The 18,232-nt window shown below is 37.9% G+C and carries 18 protein-coding genes; 7 read left to right on the plus strand and 11 right to left on the minus strand.

The features are described 5' to 3' along the window. Nucleotides 1–17: 17 nt before the first annotated feature. The 5 genes from tuf to GTK57_RS02805 all read right to left on the minus strand — a co-directional run bounded on the left by tuf (nt 18) and on the right by GTK57_RS02805 (nt 6,114). On the minus strand, nt 18–1,208 hold the full coding sequence (tuf, locus tag GTK57_RS02785) for an elongation factor Tu (protein WP_163121223.1): 1,191 nt from the start codon (nt 1,206–1,208) through the stop codon (nt 18–20). 91 nt (nt 1,209–1,299) lie between these two features. Continuing rightward, nucleotides 1,300–3,438 (minus strand): elongation factor G, encoded by a 2,139-nt coding sequence (gene fusA, locus GTK57_RS02790; RefSeq protein ID WP_152874055.1) that lies wholly within the window; start codon nt 3,436–3,438, stop codon nt 1,300–1,302. Nucleotides 3,439–3,560: 122 nt separating this feature from the next. Continuing rightward, nucleotides 3,561–4,031 (minus strand): 30S ribosomal protein S7, encoded by a 471-nt coding sequence (gene rpsG / locus GTK57_RS02795; RefSeq protein WP_152874056.1) that lies wholly within the window; start codon nt 4,029–4,031, stop codon nt 3,561–3,563. Nucleotides 4,032–4,208: 177 nt separating this feature from the next. Continuing rightward, entirely contained in the window at nt 4,209–4,583 is a 375-nt protein-coding gene (gene rpsL, locus GTK57_RS02800; protein ID WP_004648013.1) for a 30S ribosomal protein S12, read from the minus strand. Nucleotides 4,584–4,827: 244 nt separating this feature from the next. Then, nucleotides 4,828–6,114, minus strand: coding sequence for an EcsC family protein (locus tag GTK57_RS02805; protein ID WP_163121226.1), 1,287 nt, complete (start codon nt 6,112–6,114; stop codon nt 4,828–4,830). Between the two features lie 280 nt (nt 6,115–6,394). On the opposite strand from GTK57_RS02805, the gene GTK57_RS02810 reads away from it, so the two are divergent. Together GTK57_RS02810 and GTK57_RS02815 are read left to right on the plus strand one after the other, a co-directional pair. Next, a complete protein-coding gene (locus GTK57_RS02810; protein WP_152874058.1) occupies nt 6,395–7,624 on the plus strand; it encodes a beta-ketoacyl synthase N-terminal-like domain-containing protein in 1,230 nt (409 codons plus the stop codon). A gap of 18 nt (nt 7,625–7,642) precedes the next feature. Then, nucleotides 7,643–8,095, plus strand: a complete 453-nt coding sequence (locus tag GTK57_RS02815) for a CopD family protein (protein ID WP_152874059.1) — start codon at nt 7,643–7,645, stop codon at nt 8,093–8,095. 52 nt (nt 8,096–8,147) lie between these two features. Here GTK57_RS02815 and GTK57_RS02820 read toward each other — a convergent pair whose 3' ends face one another. The 5 genes from GTK57_RS02820 to GTK57_RS02840 all read right to left on the minus strand — a co-directional run bounded on the left by GTK57_RS02820 (nt 8,148) and on the right by GTK57_RS02840 (nt 13,760). After that, nucleotides 8,148–9,260, minus strand: coding sequence for an acyltransferase family protein (locus tag GTK57_RS02820; protein ID WP_152874060.1), 1,113 nt, complete (start codon nt 9,258–9,260; stop codon nt 8,148–8,150). 135 nt (nt 9,261–9,395) lie between these two features. Then, nucleotides 9,396–10,817: an amino acid permease gene (locus GTK57_RS02825; RefSeq protein ID WP_163121228.1), complete on the minus strand. Its 1,422-nt coding sequence runs from the start codon at nt 10,815–10,817 to the stop codon at nt 9,396–9,398. A gap of 167 nt (nt 10,818–10,984) precedes the next feature. Next, nucleotides 10,985–11,347 carry a RidA family protein gene (locus GTK57_RS02830; protein WP_152874062.1) on the minus strand — a complete coding sequence of 121 codons (363 nt, stop codon included), beginning with the start codon at nt 11,345–11,347 and terminating at the stop codon, nt 10,985–10,987. A gap of 12 nt (nt 11,348–11,359) precedes the next feature. Further along, entirely contained in the window at nt 11,360–12,472 is a 1,113-nt protein-coding gene (gene alr / locus GTK57_RS02835; RefSeq protein ID WP_152874063.1) for an alanine racemase, read from the minus strand. Between the two features lie 31 nt (nt 12,473–12,503). Beyond that, entirely contained in the window at nt 12,504–13,760 is a 1,257-nt protein-coding gene (locus tag GTK57_RS02840; RefSeq protein ID WP_152874064.1) for a D-amino acid dehydrogenase, read from the minus strand. 140 nt (nt 13,761–13,900) lie between these two features. On the opposite strand from GTK57_RS02840, the gene GTK57_RS02845 reads away from it, so the two are divergent. Then, nucleotides 13,901–14,365 carry a winged helix-turn-helix transcriptional regulator gene (locus GTK57_RS02845; RefSeq protein WP_152874065.1) on the plus strand — a complete coding sequence of 155 codons (465 nt, stop codon included), beginning with the start codon at nt 13,901–13,903 and terminating at the stop codon, nt 14,363–14,365. 23 nt (nt 14,366–14,388) lie between these two features. On the opposite strand, the gene GTK57_RS02850 is transcribed toward GTK57_RS02845, so the two are convergent. Beyond that, nucleotides 14,389–15,045, minus strand: coding sequence for an HAD-IA family hydrolase (locus tag GTK57_RS02850; RefSeq protein ID WP_163121230.1), 657 nt, complete (start codon nt 15,043–15,045; stop codon nt 14,389–14,391). A 167-nt stretch (nt 15,046–15,212) separates the two neighbouring features. Between GTK57_RS02850 and GTK57_RS02855 the strand changes: the two genes are divergently transcribed. The 4 genes from GTK57_RS02855 (at nt 15,213) to GTK57_RS02870 (ending at nt 18,057) form a co-directional block, all read left to right on the plus strand. Continuing rightward, on the plus strand, nt 15,213–15,644 hold the full coding sequence (locus GTK57_RS02855; protein ID WP_152874066.1) for a hypothetical protein: 432 nt from the start codon (nt 15,213–15,215) through the stop codon (nt 15,642–15,644). Continuing rightward, nucleotides 15,641–16,534, plus strand: coding sequence for a PAAR domain-containing protein (locus GTK57_RS02860; protein WP_152874067.1), 894 nt, complete (start codon nt 15,641–15,643; stop codon nt 16,532–16,534). Before GTK57_RS02855 ends, GTK57_RS02860 begins: the two co-directional genes overlap by 4 nt. After that, a complete protein-coding gene (locus GTK57_RS02865; RefSeq protein ID WP_152874068.1) occupies nt 16,534–17,205 on the plus strand; it encodes a hypothetical protein in 672 nt (223 codons plus the stop codon). The genes GTK57_RS02860 and GTK57_RS02865 overlap by 1 nt, the downstream gene beginning before the upstream one ends. Nucleotides 17,206–17,289: 84 nt before the next feature. Then, nucleotides 17,290–18,057: a hydroxymethylpyrimidine/phosphomethylpyrimidine kinase gene (locus GTK57_RS02870; RefSeq protein WP_163121231.1), complete on the plus strand. Its 768-nt coding sequence runs from the start codon at nt 17,290–17,292 to the stop codon at nt 18,055–18,057. The last annotated feature ends 175 nt before the right edge of the window (nt 18,058–18,232 follow it).

The following is an 18,232-nucleotide window of genomic DNA, read 5'->3' on the forward strand; positions in this document are numbered from 1 at the left end:
TTTCACACAATTAATACTTATGCAGTTACTTTAGCAACAACACCAGCACCAACTGTACGACCACCTTCACGGATCGCAAAACGTAGACCTGGGTCCATTGCGATTGGGTGGATTAATTCTACTGACATTTCTACGTTGTCACCAGGCATAACCATTTCTACGCCGTCTTGAAGAGCGATAGCGCCAGTTACGTCAGTTGTACGGAAGTAGAACTGTGGACGGTAACCGTTAAGGAATGGAGTATGACGACCACCTTCTTCTTTAGAAAGTACGTATACTTCTGCGTCGAATTTAGTATGCGGTTTGATCGCACCTGGTTTAGTCAATACTTGACCACGTTGAACGTCTTCACGTTTAGTACCACGTAGAAGAACACCACAGTTCTCGCCCGCACGACCTTCGTCAAGAAGTTTACGGAACATTTCTACGCCAGTTACAGTTGTTTTAACTGTATCTTTAATACCAACGATTTCAACTTCTTCGCCTACTTTAACGATACCAGTCTCAACACGGCCAGTTACTACTGTACCACGACCTGAGATTGAGAATACATCTTCAATTGGCATAAGGAATGGAAGATCGATAGCACGTTCTGGCTCAGGAATATAAGAATCTAGAGCTTCAACAAGAGCTACTACAGCTGGTTCGCCGTATTGACCTTGGTCACCATTAAGTGCAGCTAAAGCTGAACCACGGATGATTGGAGTGTCATCACCAGGGAAGTTATACATAGAAAGAAGTTCACGAACTTCCATTTCTACTAATTCAAGTAATTCTTCGTCATCTACAAGGTCGCATTTGTTTAAGAATACAACGATGTATGGAACGCCTACTTGGCGAGAAAGAAGGATGTGTTCACGAGTTTGTGGCATTGGACCATCAGTCGCAGCACATACAAGGATCGCGCCATCCATTTGAGCAGCACCAGTAATCATGTTTTTAACATAATCGGCGTGACCTGGACAGTCTACGTGCGCGTAGTGACGAATTACTGAATCGTATTCTACGTGTGAAGTATTAATTGTAATACCACGTGCTTTTTCTTCTGGTGCAGAGTCAATTGCAGCGTAGTCTTTCGCTTCGCCACCAAAAGTTTTTGCACAAACAGTTGCAATTGCAGCTGTTAAAGTTGTTTTACCATGGTCGACGTGACCAATTGTGCCCACGTTAACGTGTGGCTTATTACGTTCGAACTTAGCCTTAGCCATGAGATCTTCCTTTTTAAACAACTCATGGGGGTTAGCCCATGAGCATTTGGTTTTAACTATGAATTAGTTTGGGCTTATAGTAATCGAAAGATTACTCGTCGTCACCTTTTTTACCGCCAGTTTGGAACTTAGAAATAATACCTTCAGCCACGTTACGTGGAGTTTCAGCATATTTCGCAAATTCCATAGAATAAGTCGCACGACCTTGAGACATAGAACGCATTGAAGTTGCGTAACCGAACATTTCAGCCAATGGAACTTCAGCTTTAATTGCTTTAGTACCACCAGGTAAATCTTCCATGCCTTGAACCATACCACGACGACGGTTTAAGTCACCCATGATATCGCCCATGTAGTCTTCTGGAGTTTCTACTTCAACTTTCATGATTGGTTCAAGAAGGATAGGATCCGCTTTCATGAAACCATCACGGAAGGCATAAGAACCCGCCATTTTGAACGATAATTCATCAGAATCGACATCATGGTAAGAACCGTCGAATAATGTCGCTTTGATACCCACAACAGGGTAACCAGCCAATACACCATTCTTCATACGTTCTTGAATACCTTTGTCAACTGCGCCAAAGAATTCTTTAGGTACAACACCACCTACAACTTCTTCAACGAATTGGTATTCTTTACCAGCTTCTTCTACATCCATAGGTTCTAAACGAACGTATACATGACCGAATTTACCTTTACCACCAGTTTGACGTACGAATTTACCTTCTTGCTCAACAGTCTTTTTGATTGTTTCGCGGTAAGCAACCATTGGTTTACCAATGTTCGCTTCAACGTTAAATTCACGTTTCATACGGTCAACAAGAATGTCAAGGTGAAGCTCACCCATACCTGCGATAATTGTTTGACCAGATTCTTCATCAGTGCGAACACGGAATGATGGATCTTCTTTAGCCAAACGACCAAGCGCGATAGACATTTTTTCTTGGTCAGCTTTTGTCTTAGGCTCTACAGCTAAAGAAATTACTGGCTCAGGGAATTCCATACGCTCTAGAGTAATGATGTTTTTCTCATCACAAAGTGTATCACCAGTAGTAACGTCTTTAAGACCTACACATGCAGCGATATCACCAGCGCGGATTTCTTCAACGTCTTGACGATCGTTCGCATGCATTTGCACGATACGGCCGATACGTTCACGTTTAGATTTAACTGGGTTATATACTGGGTCGCCTTGTTTAAGAACACCAGAATAAACACGTACGAAAGTTAAGTTACCTACGAATTTGTCATTCATAATTTTGAATGCAAGTGCAGAGAACGGAGCTTCGTCAGATGCTTCACGAATAGCTTTAGTTTCAGCTTTGTCGTCAAGAACACCTTCAATTGCTTTAACTTCAGTTGGTGATGGTAAGAAATCAATAACAGCATCCAACATACGTTGAACACCTTTGTTTTTGAATGCTGTACCACAAAGCATTGGTTGGATTTCACAAGCCAAAGTTTGAGCACGAATACCAGCGATGATTTGTTCTTTTGTCAAATCGCCATTGTTTAGGTATTCATCCATCAATTCTTCAGATGCTTCAGCCGCAGCTTCAACCATGTTTGTACGCCATTCGTCAGCAGAAGCTTGAAGATCAGCCGGGATTTCACCGTATTCGAACTTCATACCTTGTGACGCTTCATCCCAAATGATCTGTTTCATTTCGATCAAATCGATAACGCCTTGGAAGTTGTCTTCCGCGCCAACAGGGATTACTACAGGTACAGGGTGCGCACCAAGACGTGTCTTCATTTGTTCAACAACACGGAAGAAGTTGGCACCTGTACGGTCCATCTTGTTCACGAATGCTAAACGAGGCACTTGGTATTTGTTCGCTTGACGCCATACAGTTTCTGACTGAGGTTGAACACCACCTACAGCACAGTAAACCATACATGCACCATCAAGAACACGCATAGAACGCTCAACTTCGATTGTGAAGTCAACGTGTCCCGGTGTATCAATTACGTTGATACGGTGTTCAGGGAACTGCTTAGACATACCTGACCAGAATGTAGTAGTCGCAGCTGAAGTGATTGTAATACCACGTTCTTGCTCTTGCTCCATCCAGTCCATTGTTGCTGCACCATCATGTACTTCACCAATTTTGTGAGATACACCTGTGTAGAACAAGATACGTTCAGTTGTTGTGGTTTTACCCGCATCGATGTGCGCAGAAATACCAATGTTACGATAACGAGAAATTGGAGTTTGACGAGCCATGATTTCTTGCATTCCTAAATTTATTGTTTAAAACAGGACGCTTTAAGCTGTAAAAACAGCTTAAAGCGCTTTGACGACAATTCAATGAAAAGTCGACATCCTGATTAAGGTTTTTAAACCTATTAGAAACGGTAGTGAGAGAATGCTTTGTTGGCTTCAGCCATACGATGCACATCTTCACGCTTCTTAACTGCTGAACCTTTACCTTCAGCTGCATCAAGCAACTCACCAGCAAGACGTAAAGCCATAGTTTTTTCAGAACGCTTAGCAGCAGCATCTACTAACCAACGCATAGCTAAGGCAGTACGACGGGATGGGCGTACTTCCATAGGCACTTGGTATGTAGCACCACCAACACGGCGTGCTTTTACTTCGACCATAGGACGAACTTTTTCAAGCGTAGCTTCAAAAAATTCAACTGGGTCTACTTTTGATTTTTCTTGAACGCGGTCTAAAGCACCGTAAACGATACTTTCAGCAATAGATTTTTTACCATCTTGCATTACGTGGTTCATGAATTTAGCGATTGTTTGGCTACTGAACTTAGGATCCGGAAGGATTTCACGAGCAGCGACTACGCGACGTCTTGGCATTTTAAACTACCTATAAATATGACACTTCAGGTTTATCCAGCATATGTACAAAGTGTCATGTACCTTTAGCTGGCCTTACTACACGTCGCTTGAATTTCACAAAATTAAATGCAGAAATCGGACAAGCGAGACGATAAAGGATTGCGGTGTTACGACCTTAAAAATGATCTCGAAAGATTATTTCTTAGGACGTTTAGTACCGTATTTAGAACGTGACTGGTTACGATCTTTAACACCAGCGCAGTCTAATGAACCACGAACTGTATGGTAACGTACACCTGGTAAGTCTTTTACACGACCACCACGGATAAGAACAACACTGTGCTCTTGTAAGTTATGGCCTTCACCACCGATATAGCTTGATACTTCAAAGCCAGAAGTTAAGCGAACACGGCAAACTTTACGCATTGCAGAGTTAGGTTTTTTAGGTGTAGTTGTGTAAACACGTGTACAAACACCACGACGTTGTGGACAAGCCTTCAACGCAGGAACTTTTGATTTTTCAATCAAAGTTGTACGACCCTTACGGATCAACTGATTTGTTGTTGCCATTTGGCAATTCTCCCGTTAATTAAAAGCCCCAAAAAATACCACTTTTTGAGGGCATGCAATTGTATGCCAAGATAATGAAATGGTCAATATTCGACAATATATGAAATACTAACTATTTCAACACAAATGCCTTTGCTGACTTGTTATTGCATTACATATTGCTTCGTCTGATTGAAAGAGTTTTTTGTAACCTTATCTTTTACCATTCGTAGATTTTATTTCTACATTCGTTTTCGTCGCTTGCTCATTCAAGACTGATTTTTTTTGCCACACGTCCTGCTTTGTTTTTTGCAGAACTTCGGGCACGTGTAGGTGGAGCCTTTTTCACAGTCACTGTTTCTGTTTCTGTTTCTGTTAAGGATGCATTTTTAACATTCTTTTTATTTACAGAATCTTCGGCAACATCTTCAGAGATGTCTTTAATTACTTCCCCCCGCCCATCATCTATATTTGATTTTATTTGCTCAACGATTTTGGGTGTTGCTTGTGCAATCAGTTCTCGTGATTTTTGATAGGCATCCAATGGAGATAAATGTACATCTTTATGCTCTATTAAATATGTACGTGCTTGTGAAAACACCATTTGGGCTTTTTCATTAACCTCATCAATAAGCTTCCAACTATATAAAGCTCCAACAGAAGCACTCGCAACGGGTCTTAACTTGGTCAACACTGAAAATTTTGGAAGATGATTTAACCATTGCCATTTCGCATCACCCTCTTCATTCGTAAGCCAGCGTTTGAGTGCCTCAATATCATTACTTGACCCAAGAAGTTGCTGTAATTGATAAACATCATGCGTTTCTAATGTATTTGAGATGGCTTTTAGTCCCATCAAAATTGCTTGTTTTTCTGCAATTAAACCCAGATTAATCTGTTTAAAAACAAATTGAACAATATCTTGTTCCGTTTCTTTATTTAACTCAAAACCATATGAACGACCCACTTGGTAAATTGTCCGCAAAGACATCACAATAGAAACAGGGATATCTATAGTAGAGCCCATGACACCTGTCGCACCTGTTAATGCACCTTGCACTGATGTAATCCATTTATTTTGTTCAGCCAATGCTTTGCTAATTCGTTGTGATCGGCTGACATCTTTCGTTAATTCTTCTAAATCGCGAATACCTGCCTGATCCAATACAGCATCAACCGAGCTTATATTATTGGTAAATGTATTAAGCTGATCAAAGAGATAATCGGAAACTTTGTCTGAAAACTGTGGAGATACAAAGTTAGCAACACGGTCTATTGTTCCATAATGACGACCAAGCAGTTGACGAGAAACATGTGGTACATGCGTACGCAGTAATTGTTGTGGGTTTTCATACACATTTGCTTCAAATACACCTTTTGATCGTGCACTCCCTTCAATCACACGTGTTCGATCTAATGCTAAATTTTGCTTAGAAACATCGTTCGCTGTGACTTGTTGAATTACATCTAAACCAACTTCACTGAGCTTTTTAGCCACTCCAAAAGCATTTATGAGGAATCCTCTTGAACGTTTATTATTAGAATCTTTCATTATCCCTCACACTCCTAAGCTTTCAGTTTATTCAGTAAATACTAGGCACAGTCTCTATTTATCTCAATATTATTGTGTATCTATTCATTAAACAATTACACCTTATCTCATAAATCGAACAACTCGAAAATAGTCATAATATTTGCCATAAGAATTCAAAAATCTTTCTGCTATCATGAACACATTGAAAAAAATATTGAGAAGTGCTTCCAGTTTTAGTTGCATATTAATGTTTCTAGAATTCACCGCTCAACATTATCACCATATAAAGGATCTGTAGATGAAACGTGTTGTAATCACTGGCATGGGGATTAACTCGTGCATTGGTAATACATTAGAAGAAGTAAACCACGCTTTACAAAATGGTATTTCAGGAACACGTCTAAATCCAGTCTACCAAGAACTTAATTTTAAAAGTCATGTAAGTGCTGCTGCGGTTCAAGATTTTGACGGTATTGATCGTCGTGCAAAGCGTTTCATGGGCGTATGTGCAATGTATGCATATAATGCAGCTGTTGCAGCGGTAGAACATGCAGGCTTAACAGCTGAGCAACTTGGTGGTAATCCACGTTATGGTATTGCTGGTGGTTCAGGTGGTGGTTCAACTGCTTCTGTTGTAGAAATGAATGAAATTCTAGAAACAAAAGGTGCTCGTAAAGTTGGCCCTTTCTTTGTACCTCGCAACATGACCAATACCATTACAGCAAACGTTGGCGTTGCGTTTAAATTACAAGGTGTTGCTCATACTATTACAAGTGCTTGCGCAACGTCTGCCGATGCAATTGGTTATGCGTACAACCTCATTCAATTAGGCAAACAAGATTTAATGCTTGCAGGCGGTGGTGAAGAAGATCATTGGTCTCAAAGCTTGTTGTTTGATGCGATGGGAGCACTTTGCTCTAAGTATAACGATACTCCTGAAAAAGCGTCTCGCCCTTACTCTGCTGACCGTGATGGTTTTGTGATTGCGGGTGGTGGTGGTTTCGTTATCCTTGAATCTTTAGAACATGCTCAAGCTCGTGGTGCAAAAATTCTTGCAGAAGTTGTTGGCTATGCTGCTAACTCTGATGGTGCCGACATGGTTGCGCCAAGCGGTGAAGGTGCGACTCGTTGTATCTTAATGGCGCTTGAAGAAGCAAAACAACATGGCGTAGATAAAATTGACTATGTAAATACACATGGTACATCTACCCCTGCAGGTGATATTACAGAACTTCAAGCAATGGGTCGTGCATTTGGTGAAGGTCAAGTTCCTCCACTTAGCTCAACTAAATCTATGACGGGTCATAGCTTAGGTGCAGCAGGCGTTCAAGAAGCTATTTATTCTATTTTAATGATGCAAAATGACTTTATTGCACCAAACATCAACGTGACTGAACTTGATGAAGGTACAAAAGGTTATGACATCGTACTTGAAAAACGTGATGCAAAATTGAATACTGTAATGAGTAACAGTTTCGGTTTTGGCGGCGTAAATGCTTGCCTCGTTTTCAAGAAGTGGGATGAATAATCCCCAAAAGGATATTCAATGGATGCTCCTTCTGATGCTTTCTTATGGGTAAAAGCATTACATATAATTGCCGTGGTATGTTGGTTTGCAGCGCTATTCTATCTACCACGCTTATTTGTTTACCATGCAATGAGTGAAGATGTAACCAGTCATCAACGCTTTGAAGTAATGGAACGTAAGTTATACCGTGGCATTATGTGGCCTGCCATGATTGCAACGCTCATTACAGCTCACTTTTTAGTGGATTGGGGTGATGCAACAAGGCATTACCATGAAGCAATGTGGTTTTATCTTAAAGTAGGTTTAGTTGGATTACTGGTTCTTTACCATTTAGTGTGTGGTTATTACCGTAAAAAACTGATTGATAATGCTCACTATAAATCACATAAGTTTTGGCGTTACTTTAATGAAATGCCAACACTAATTTTATTTGCTGTTGTGATTTTAGTGGTTGTTAAACCAAGCTTCTAAAAGTTAGCAGATATTAAGTACCATCAAAAGCCTCCTAAATTGGAGGCTTTTTTTATTTTTGTTTTAAACAAAGATAACGAATTTTATGATTCAAAGGCGTTGAGTAATATTTTTCAATCAGCCAACTTAAAATAAATACGGCAACAAAATACACAGGCAATAATATTATTTTTTCTATGGGCAGCGTTTGCTTGGGCAAGTAAAAAACTTTTATGACACCCAAAACAATAAGATGAAATAAATACATTTCATAACTTCTCTGCCCCATCCACACTAAAAATTTACCCAGTACAAATTTAGGTTGAACTGATTTATTTTTCTGAGAAAAGCAAAATAATAATATTGCCGTTAAAAATGCAAATACACTTATCCCCCAAGTGCTGACTTCTTTAATGGGTGCATAAAAATAAACGCAACACATCAGCAAGGATATTATGGGGATTAAATAAAAACGATTCACCGCTCCCAATGAAAATTTAGATGCAATCAGCGCAGTCAAACTACCTATAGCAATACCATCGAAGCTTGAAAAATAATGGTACAAATAGGCACCATTTTCACTACCAAAATGCAATGATCTAAAATAAGGCGCATAAGCGATAATGACTAAAAGAGAGATAACAAATAAATTTTCTCGCTTTAAGACCAAACATAAAATTGGAAATGCAATATAAAAAACTTCTTCAACCGATAAAGACCAAAGCACACCTAAAGCATAATTTACCCATCCATATTGAATAATCAGAATATTCATCCAAAAACTAAAAGCTGCAAACACTGTTGTTGCATAAGATATTTCAATATTATTTGGGCTTTGATTTAAAAAGGGTTGCCATCCTAACCACCCTAAAAAACCGACTAAAACAACAAGTAAAACCAAGCAAGGAACAACTCTTGCAAAACGTCGAATATAAAAGTCTTTGATTTTTATATTCGAGATTGAACCATATCTATGCAAAGTATTTTGAGTAATGAGAAATCCTGAAATAACAAAGAACATGGTTACGCCATAATTACCATTTCTTGCAATTAGCGTAGTTAAGCTTTCTTCAAATAATTGTATGCCTAAAAATGTATCGTGAAGCTTATAAGGAATATTAAAGTGGTGAATCAGTACCAATAAAATAGATAAGCCTCTTAAAATATCTATACTGTAATTTCTCATTCAAATGTCTTAGCGCTGTTTTTCCACACTATAAATTAAAAATAACTTTACTTTAAAACTGGTTAAAAATAGATACAAAAAAGCCATGAATACCGAAGTATTCATGGCGCCTAAAAGCTTAGCTATGAATATTTTTTAAAGGTCTAATTTTTTAATACGTGGTTTATAAAGCACACGGTAAGTAATTGCCAAAATAACTAACCACAATGGACTAATAATTAAAGCTTTTAATGTATCAGGCTCTAAACTCAAAATAATTAAAGCAAAGAGTAAAAATGCCAATACAACATATGACATTGCTACGCCACCTGGCATTTTAAACTGAGATTTTTCATGTAGTTCAGGTCTTAATTTACGATAGCGGATGTAACACACCATAATTAAGCCCCAAATACTAATAAAGAGAATCACACACAGCGAACTTGCCAATGTAAATGCTTCCATTGTATTCGGTACAAAATATTGGAAAGCCGCGCCAATCATAATGAATGAACAAGAGAAATATAAACCCTTTGCAGGCACTGAACGTCTTGAAAGTTCTGCAAGCTTTTGTGGTGCTTGACCACCACGCGCCAAACCAAACAACATACGGCTTGTAGAAAATACACCGCTATTCATAGATGACATGACAGATGAAAGTACAACCAAATTCATAATAATGGCTGAAACTGGAATACCTGCATGCAAGAATAAACTTACGAATGGACTTTGATCTGCTGGAATTTCAACCCAAGGTGTAACCGCCATAATCATCAATAGTGACAACACGTAGAACAAAATGATTCGTGTTGGAATCGCATTCACGGCTTTGGGTAAGTTCTTTTCAGGATCTTTGGTTTCTGCTGCCATTGTTCCTAACAATTCCACACCTACAAAAGCGAACATTGCAATTTGGAAACCTGCCAAGAAGCCCATTGCTCCTTTAGGGAACATACCACCATGCGACCAAATATTACTAAAACTAGCAACAGAACCTGTAGGTGCTTGAAAACCTGTGAATACCATGTATCCACCAATCACAATTAAACCTAAAATGGCTAAAATTTTGACAAGTGCAAACCAGAATTCAATTTCACCAAACAGTTTTACAGTAAGAAGATTAATACCTAAAATAAAAACAACACATGCGGCACTAATTAAAGCCTGCCTCATTGGGGTAAAGACCATATCGGGTGGTAACCAAAAACTTAAATAGTTAATAATTGCAGCTAAATCTGCAATACCAACAAGCACCCAACCCAACCAATAAGACCAGCCAATATAATAACCAGCAGCTGGGCTAATTAAATCGGTTGCCATATCAATGAAAGATTTATAGTGCAAATTTGAAAGTAAAATTTCACCTAAAGCACGCATTAAAAAGAAGAACATGAAACCAATAATCATGTAAATGAACAGAATAGATGGACCCGCAAGAGAAATGGTTTTCCCTGAACCCATGAACAATCCTGTTCCAATCGCACCACCAATCGCAATTAACTGTAAATGTCGATTTGATAATTTGCGTTGTAATTCATTTGGCGATGATTTTGCATCATCAAGACCTGTTGTTTTCATAATAAAACATCCATTTAACCGTCTTTTACAAGCTAGATAACATACTTTGATTTAAATCCTAAAACCAAACATTTATGTTACTTTTCACGTTTAACAACTAATCAATCAGTTGTTAAACGTGTGCATTAATTATTTTTAATACTGATCAATCAATTTATTTCAAAAGATTAATCACGTTGCGCTGCTGTTACTGCAATTTCAATAAGCCAATTGGGGTTCACTAAATCCGCTTGAATGGTTGCACGTGAAGGTGTTTCATGACCTTTTAACCAATCAATCCAAACTGAATTTATCGTTTGAAAGTCACTTAAATTTTTCACAAATAATTGTGCAGATAAAATGCGTGTTTTATCTGTATTTGCCAACGCCAAAAGTTGATCAATCGTATTTAAAATTTCAGTGGTTTGACCCACAACATCTTGATCGGTATTTTTAGGCACTTGACCTGACAAATAAACAACCTTATTAAATACAACAACCGAACTCATCACTTCGTTGCTATTAAATCTTTGAATATCTGATTGAGACATTTTTATTTCCTTTTATTGTGATTGCACAAAATTAACGCGTGCTGTTACAGCGCACATCAACTCATATCCAACAGTTCCAGAAGTTCTTGCAACTTCATCTATTGATAGAACAGCACCTTGAGATGAACATCCCCAAAGCACTACCTCACTTCCAATTTGAGCATTTCTTATAGATGTTAAATCGACAACAAGCATATCCATACTGACACGCCCGATGGTTTGTGTTCGGATAGAATCGACCAAAACAGGTGTTCCTGTGGGTGAAATACGTTGATATCCATCTGCATAGCCACACGCAACCACACCTATTTTCATATCGTATTCGGCAACAAAATTTGAGCCATACCCCACACTATCGCCTGCTTTGATATTTTGAATAGCGATAATTTCACTTCTTAAACTCATGGTTGGTTTAAGATTCCAATCTTGAATATCATGTGTTGGATAATCGGGTGAACTGCCGTAAAGCATAATGCCACTACGCACATAATCCGATTGAAGATGTTTTGAATGTCTTAAAATTGCAGCGCTATTACTGATTGAAGTTTTACCCTCTAATTTTTGAGTAATAGATTCAAAAATTTCATGTTGATATACAATTCCATCTTGTCCAAAACGTTCTCCATCTGCATCTGAAAAATGCGTCATATGTGTGATGGATTGAATGATCGTGATCTGTGAAATGCTATGCCAAACCTGCGAATATTCTTCAGGGGTAAATCCTAGGCGATTCATCCCACTGTTCATTTTTAAAAAGACATCAAACTTTGCTTCAGGATGTTGTTGTGAAAATTGTTCAAGCCACTGAATTTGATGTTCACTATGAATTGCAAAACTGATTTGATATTTCTGACAGACATACAAATCATCGAAAGAAAAGACACCCTCAAGCAAAAGCAATTGACGATTACAACCTAAAGCGCGTAATCGCTTACCTTCATCTAAATCAATAAATGCAAAACCATCTGCGGTATGAAAAGCATGATAAACACGCTCAATACCATGTCCATATGCATTTGCTTTTACCACAGCAAAAACTTTGCTATTGGGCATGTGTTTGCGCGCAATTTCTAAGTTATGTTGCAATGCATCTTGATGAATAATTGCAGTAATTGGACGTGGCATTTTCTCTTCCTTGAGCTAACCAATTTGAGTCTTAGGCTATGGCATAACGTTGCAGCGATAAGCCTTCGGTACTAATTTCAGGTGTTTTATCTAAAACTAAATCGCTCATTAGCTTTCCTGAACCACATGCCATTGTCCAACCCAATGTGCCATGACCAGTATTTAAGAAAAGATTTTTAAAGCGCGTTGCACCGATAATTGGTGTACTGTCTGGTGTCATTGGACGCAAGCCTGTCCAGAAGCTTGCTTTTTCAAGGTCGCCACCTGGGAATAAATCACGTGTCACCATTTCTAGTGTTCCACGACGATCTTCATTTAAACCCAAGTTAAAACCGCTAAGTTCTGCCATACCGCCCACGCGAATACGTTGATCAAAACGTGTAATCGCAATTTTATACGTTTCATCTAAAACTGTAGATTGCGGTGCATGTGATGGATCTACAATGGGTACAGTCAATGAATAACCTTTCACAGGATATACAGGTAAATCTAGATCAAGTGGTTTTAAGAAATCACGTGAATAACTACCAAAGGCAAGCACGTATTTATCGGCAGTAAGTACCTTACCATTGACCAATACGCCTTTAATTTCATCGCCTTCCACAATGAGTTTTTCTACATTTGAATTAAATTGAAAATCTACACCAATGGCTTTCGCTTTCTCTGCCAAAGAGTTGGTAAAGATATAACAATCGCCTGTTTCATCATTGGGTAAATGCAAGCCACCTACTAACTTATCTTTAGCTTCTGCAAGCGCAGGTTCCACACGCGCCAAGCCTTCGCTATCGAGCAACTCAAATGCAACGCCTGTTTCTTTTAATACTTCAATATCACGTTGAACAGCTTCTAATTGTGCTTCGTTACGGAAAACTTGTAGCGTTCCTTTAGAACGGTTTTCATAAGAAATACCAATATCTTCACGTAATTGCTTTAGACAATCTCGGCTATATTCCGCCACACGCACCATACGCTCTTTGTTAATGGCATAACGATCAGCGCTACAGTTTTTTAGCATTTGCGCCATCCACTGCAATTGCCACATGCTTCCATCAATATTAATAGCAAGCGGTGCATGATGTTGGAACATCCATTTTACCGCTTTAAAAGGAATTCCTGGAGCAGCCCACGGCGTCGAATATCCCGGAGAAATTTGCCCCGCATTGCCAAAGCTTGTTTCTTCCGCAGGACCTGTTTGACGGTCTAGCACAGTCACTTCTGCTCCCTGCTGCGCAAGATAGTACGCACTGGTCACACCAATAACACCACTACCTAATACAATTACGCGCATCTCGAATCCCTCGAATTTGTTTTCAGTTGATTTAACTAGTATATTTTTGGTTAGATAGTTAAATTCACTGAATTACCACCATTCATCTAGGTAATTTAATATTTTTGTCCTGATTTTTTGAGAATAAAAGGAAATTATTCATGCGACCATTAGACAGAACTGATCGACAGATTTTAAATATTTTGCAAAAAGATGGGCGAATTGCGATCAGTGAATTGGCATCTCGTGTAAATTTATCGACCACGCCATGTTCGGAACGAGTAAAACGTTTAGAACGTGAAGGCATTATTATGGGATACCACGCTCGTGTGAATCCGCAGATGATTGATCGTAATTTATTGGTTTTTTTAGAAATTAAGCTTTCTGCTAAATCGGGCGATGTTTTTGATCAAGTTGCACGTGATTTGATTGAAATCCCTGAAGTTTTAGAATGTCATTTAATTTCTGGTGAGTTCGATTATTTGGTGAAAGCACGTTTAAAAGAAATGAGTGCATATAGACGCTTATTGGGTGATCTTCTGAAAAAGCTCCCATCTTCAGCATCTTCACACAGCTATATTGTGATGGAAGAAGTGAAAGAAACCTTATATTTAGAGATGAGCTGATTTTTTAGCCCATCTCAATCGTTTTAGTTTATTGCAGGTAGATGTTTTAGCACATCTGCAAATTGCTGAATTCGCGCTTTAGGTTCTGCTTTATTTAATTCGTCATTTGAACCATAACCATATTCAACAGCAATAGTTTCAATACCATTTTTACGTGAGCCTAAAATGTCATACTCACGGTCGCCAATCATCAAGCAATGTTCTGCATTCAATTTCTCTTGCTCTAAAATATAGGCAATCAATTCGGCTTTATTGGTACGCTCACCTGTAAGTTCGCTTCCATAAATGACTTTAAAATACTGTGCCAAATTAAAATGTTCTAAAATTTGCTTTGCGTAGATGGTCGGTTTTGCCGTTGCGACATATAAATTATAACCTCGTTCATTTAAGGCTTTTAATGTTTCAGCAACGCTTGGATACACCAAATTTTCAAATAAACCTGTGACAGCAAAACGCTCGCGATATCCCAATAAAGCTTGTTCAGCCAAATCATCATAGATAGAAACATTTAAAATTTTAGCCAATGATGCTTTCAGTGGCGGCCCAATAATCCAATCGATATTTACATCATCTGCAATCGGATGCCCAATTTTGTTTAATCCATAACGTGCCGAAGTCGTAATTCCTACTTTTGGGTCTGTTAAAGTTCCATCTAAATCTATGAGTACGGTATTAATCACGGAGTACACTCTTTCCTATTTTGTGGTTTCACACATTCGATAAAAAAGGCTATCGAGTGTTGAATCAATTTTACATCTAGTTGTTTGTTTTTTTCATTATTTAGATTATATTCTTGAAAATAGTGACGTAAGTCACACTTTTTAAATCAATAATAAAGAATATTTGTATGAAAAAATTAAAAGATTACGCTCAAAACGAATTAAAACAGCTTTCTTCTGAACAAATTGAAAATACTAAACGACCTCATCAAGTTTTTTGCGTTGTCACAGAAGGAGTTACCACTAAAAATAGTGGTGTGGTTCAAGCTCGTTATAGTGAAATTGGATATGCCACGCTTCATGAAAAGCGTCTTGCGACTGTTGGTGATTTGGTGGTTTATCCTGATGGTTCTACCGATAAAATTATTTCAGGTTGTAGCGGTTGCTTGGTCTTGAATGAATTCCCTGTAGCAATTAACCAAAGTGTTTTAGATAACGGTGATGTGATTGAAGAATCAGGACTACTTCATAAAGATTTAGAAATCACAATTTATGAAGATGAGCCTTTGCCTGAAGGTTTTTTAGTTGATCATTGGCTTTCTAGAAAGGTTGCTTCATGATTCGGTATCAAATTTTTGAGAATGACAAAACCACCGTAGGCGGAATTGTTCAACGTCATACTGGAGGAGGAAAATCCTTTATATGGCATGGACGTTTAGCAAGTAATATCGGTGATAAAGTGAACTGCCCTGCATGTGGGTCTACAGGAATTATCCAAGCAGCAGGAATGCGACGACCTTTTGATAATCATAAGGATATACCTGCATTAGATGGTGATCTTTGCATTTGTAAGTGTAGTCCACCACCCGTACTTAAAAACTCACAAACAACATTCAAACATAATGTTACAGGTGGGATTGTTATCAATATTCCTAAAAATCCGCTGAATGTTAGTGTGCCTAGTCTCCAGCAAAATTTGAATAATAGTTTTACTGATAATAGAAAATTTGAAAATTATTATACTGAGCGTAATAAAACTGAGTATGTGAAGTTTTATTGCGGGATTATGCCTTATGATCAAGATAAGTTTGGTCGTAGTGGTGGTGGAGTTACTGTTCAGGTAATTTCAGGAGTATGTGAATTTATAGTTACCTATATTGTTAAGGATAAAAAACTATTTGTAACAGTATCTTATGTACCACCAGTTGTTAAGCATGAAGCGAATAAAATTATTCCTTCTGCGACATTGAGGCTTTATAAGGAAAATAATAGACAGTTTGAGTTGTTAGGCACGCATAAGTTGAAATCAGATAGTGGTATTTGGAATACTGAACGAGGGAAAGAGCCAGTAGGTTTTGTAAATATTACTTTGCCTAAACCAGATTTATCTCTTTTGAAAGTTGAGTTGGATATGGGTTATCAATTAGTGTTTGATGGCGGAACAGTTTTCCCTAGCCCAAGCTTTGTAAAACATAGCTTCACTTTCAATTCAGCTGCTAGAGAAGTTTGATGCAATATTCTTTTATTTTTTTAGTCGGTTTTTTTATATTTGGAAGCACAGCTTGCTCTTCGAGTGAGCAAGGTGTTGCTGATATGGAAAACAAAGTATCAGCTAATGATGTGAAAAAGGAGATTATCAGCGCAGAAGATCAATTAATTATAGATAACTATAAAAAGAAAATTAATACGGAAGATCTTAGTGATACAGAAGCACTTGAAAAGGTTTTAAAAGAAAGTTTAGTTGAAGTTAATAAAATTAAAAATAATTATGAGCGTGAAAAACTACAATTAAATATTTATTCTGCTCTAAGTATGTATAAAGAAGCTTATGAACTAAATAATAAAATGTTAAAAGATTCATTTACTATAGAGCGATTAATACTTCAATGTGATCTCGTCTATATCAGTAAGCGATCAAAAGCAGAATATGAGCAATGTTATGCTAGATTAGCTATAGAGTTTAGAAAAGAGTTGAAGGGAATGCGGAGAAGTGATCCTGAATATGCATATAGTGAATGGGGATACTTACTATTTATGTATAAATCGGGGCATGCTGAGTATCAAGAAAAACTTAAAAAAATGCTTGATTATGCTAAAGATGAGCAAATGAAGCTTACATTTGAGAACTTATATGTCTTAGCTGTAGAGCAAGTTGAAAGTTATAAAAAACTTAGTCAATAACTGATAATGAATAGCCACCAATTTTCTATTGATACAACCGAGTTACGATATACTAGTCAAATTGAATAATTAAAGGATGAGCGCGTGCGCCCAACAGTACTTTGTTTTTCTGGATTAGATCCTTCTGGCGGTGCAGGTTTACAAGCAGATATTGAAGCGATTGGTCAAAGTGGTGCACATGCTGCTATTGCGTGTACAGCTTTAACGGTTCAAAACTCACAACAAGTTTTTGGTTTCGAAGCAACATCAAAAGAACTGCTACTTGCTCAAGCCAATGCAGTTGTCGGTGATTTGCCTATTACTTGTATTAAATCTGGCATGTTAGGCACAACCGATAATATTGCCGCGTTAGCTGAATTTTTAACAGAACACACAAATTATAAATATGTTTTAGATCCTGTTTTGGTTGCCAATAGCGGTGGTTCTTTGGGTGATCAAGCAACTTTAGTTCAAGCTTTTGCACAACTTATTCCTTTGGCAACAATTTTAACGCCAAATACAGTTGAACTAAGAGCCTTAACAGGTATAGAAAATTTAGAACTTGCAACAGCAAAGCTTTTTGAAATGGGTGCATATGCCGTTTTAGTCAAAGGTGGACATGAAGATACACCTGACTACATTCGCAATGCCTTATATATTCAAGGTGAGCTTATTTCTGAAACCAAATGCCCTCGTCTAGAAGGTGAATATCACGGTTCTGGCTGTTCACTTGCAAGCTTTATTGCAGGACGTTTAGCTTTGGGTGATGCCTTAAAAGATGCTGTACATCATGCTGAAACTTGGTTATTTGGTGTATTAAAAAAAGCCGAAACGCCTGTTCCAAATGGTCAAAAAATTCCAAAACGTTTTTAATTTTCTGATATTTAGTAAAAAAGCCTATTTTATACAGGCTTTTTTATTGTCAATTCGGCAAACAAAATAACTTTGCATATATTGCAAAAAATCTGCCGAAACCTACAAACTCACATCAAACTGACATTATCGTTAGAAAGACGACTGACCAAATTGATTCAATATGCACAAACAA

It is taken from the genome of Acinetobacter portensis (assembly GCF_010646905.1).
Taxonomy (GTDB): domain Bacteria; phylum Pseudomonadota; class Gammaproteobacteria; order Pseudomonadales; family Moraxellaceae; genus Acinetobacter; species Acinetobacter portensis.

Coding starts and splice junctions, on each gene's coding strand:
- GTK57_RS02810 (WP_152874058.1), top strand. CDS start 6,395: ATGAAACGTGTTGTAATCACTGGCATGGGGATTAACTCGTGCATTGGT.
- GTK57_RS02825 (WP_163121228.1), bottom strand. CDS start 10,817: ATGAAAACAACAGGTCTTGATGATGCAAAATCATCGCCAAATGAATTA.
- GTK57_RS02855 (WP_152874066.1), top strand. CDS start 15,213: ATGAAAAAATTAAAAGATTACGCTCAAAACGAATTAAAACAGCTTTCT.
- GTK57_RS02805 (WP_163121226.1), bottom strand. CDS start 6,114: ATGAAAGATTCTAATAATAAACGTTCAAGAGGATTCCTCATAAATGCT.
- GTK57_RS02860 (WP_152874067.1), top strand. CDS start 15,641: ATGATTCGGTATCAAATTTTTGAGAATGACAAAACCACCGTAGGCGGA.
- alr (WP_152874063.1), bottom strand. CDS start 12,472: ATGCCACGTCCAATTACTGCAATTATTCATCAAGATGCATTGCAACAT.
- rpsL (WP_004648013.1), bottom strand. CDS start 4,583: ATGGCAACAACAAATCAGTTGATCCGTAAGGGTCGTACAACTTTGATT.
- GTK57_RS02845 (WP_152874065.1), top strand. CDS start 13,901: ATGCGACCATTAGACAGAACTGATCGACAGATTTTAAATATTTTGCAA.
- tuf (WP_163121223.1), bottom strand. CDS start 1,208: ATGGCTAAGGCTAAGTTCGAACGTAATAAGCCACACGTTAACGTGGGC.
- GTK57_RS02820 (WP_152874060.1), bottom strand. CDS start 9,260: ATGAGAAATTACAGTATAGATATTTTAAGAGGCTTATCTATTTTATTG.
- GTK57_RS02830 (WP_152874062.1), bottom strand. CDS start 11,347: ATGTCTCAATCAGATATTCAAAGATTTAATAGCAACGAAGTGATGAGT.
- rpsG (WP_152874056.1), bottom strand. CDS start 4,031: ATGCCAAGACGTCGCGTAGTCGCTGCTCGTGAAATCCTTCCGGATCCT.
- fusA (WP_152874055.1), bottom strand. CDS start 3,438: ATGGCTCGTCAAACTCCAATTTCTCGTTATCGTAACATTGGTATTTCT.
- GTK57_RS02865 (WP_152874068.1), top strand. CDS start 16,534: ATGCAATATTCTTTTATTTTTTTAGTCGGTTTTTTTATATTTGGAAGC.
- GTK57_RS02815 (WP_152874059.1), top strand. CDS start 7,643: ATGGATGCTCCTTCTGATGCTTTCTTATGGGTAAAAGCATTACATATA.
- GTK57_RS02840 (WP_152874064.1), bottom strand. CDS start 13,760: ATGCGCGTAATTGTATTAGGTAGTGGTGTTATTGGTGTGACCAGTGCG.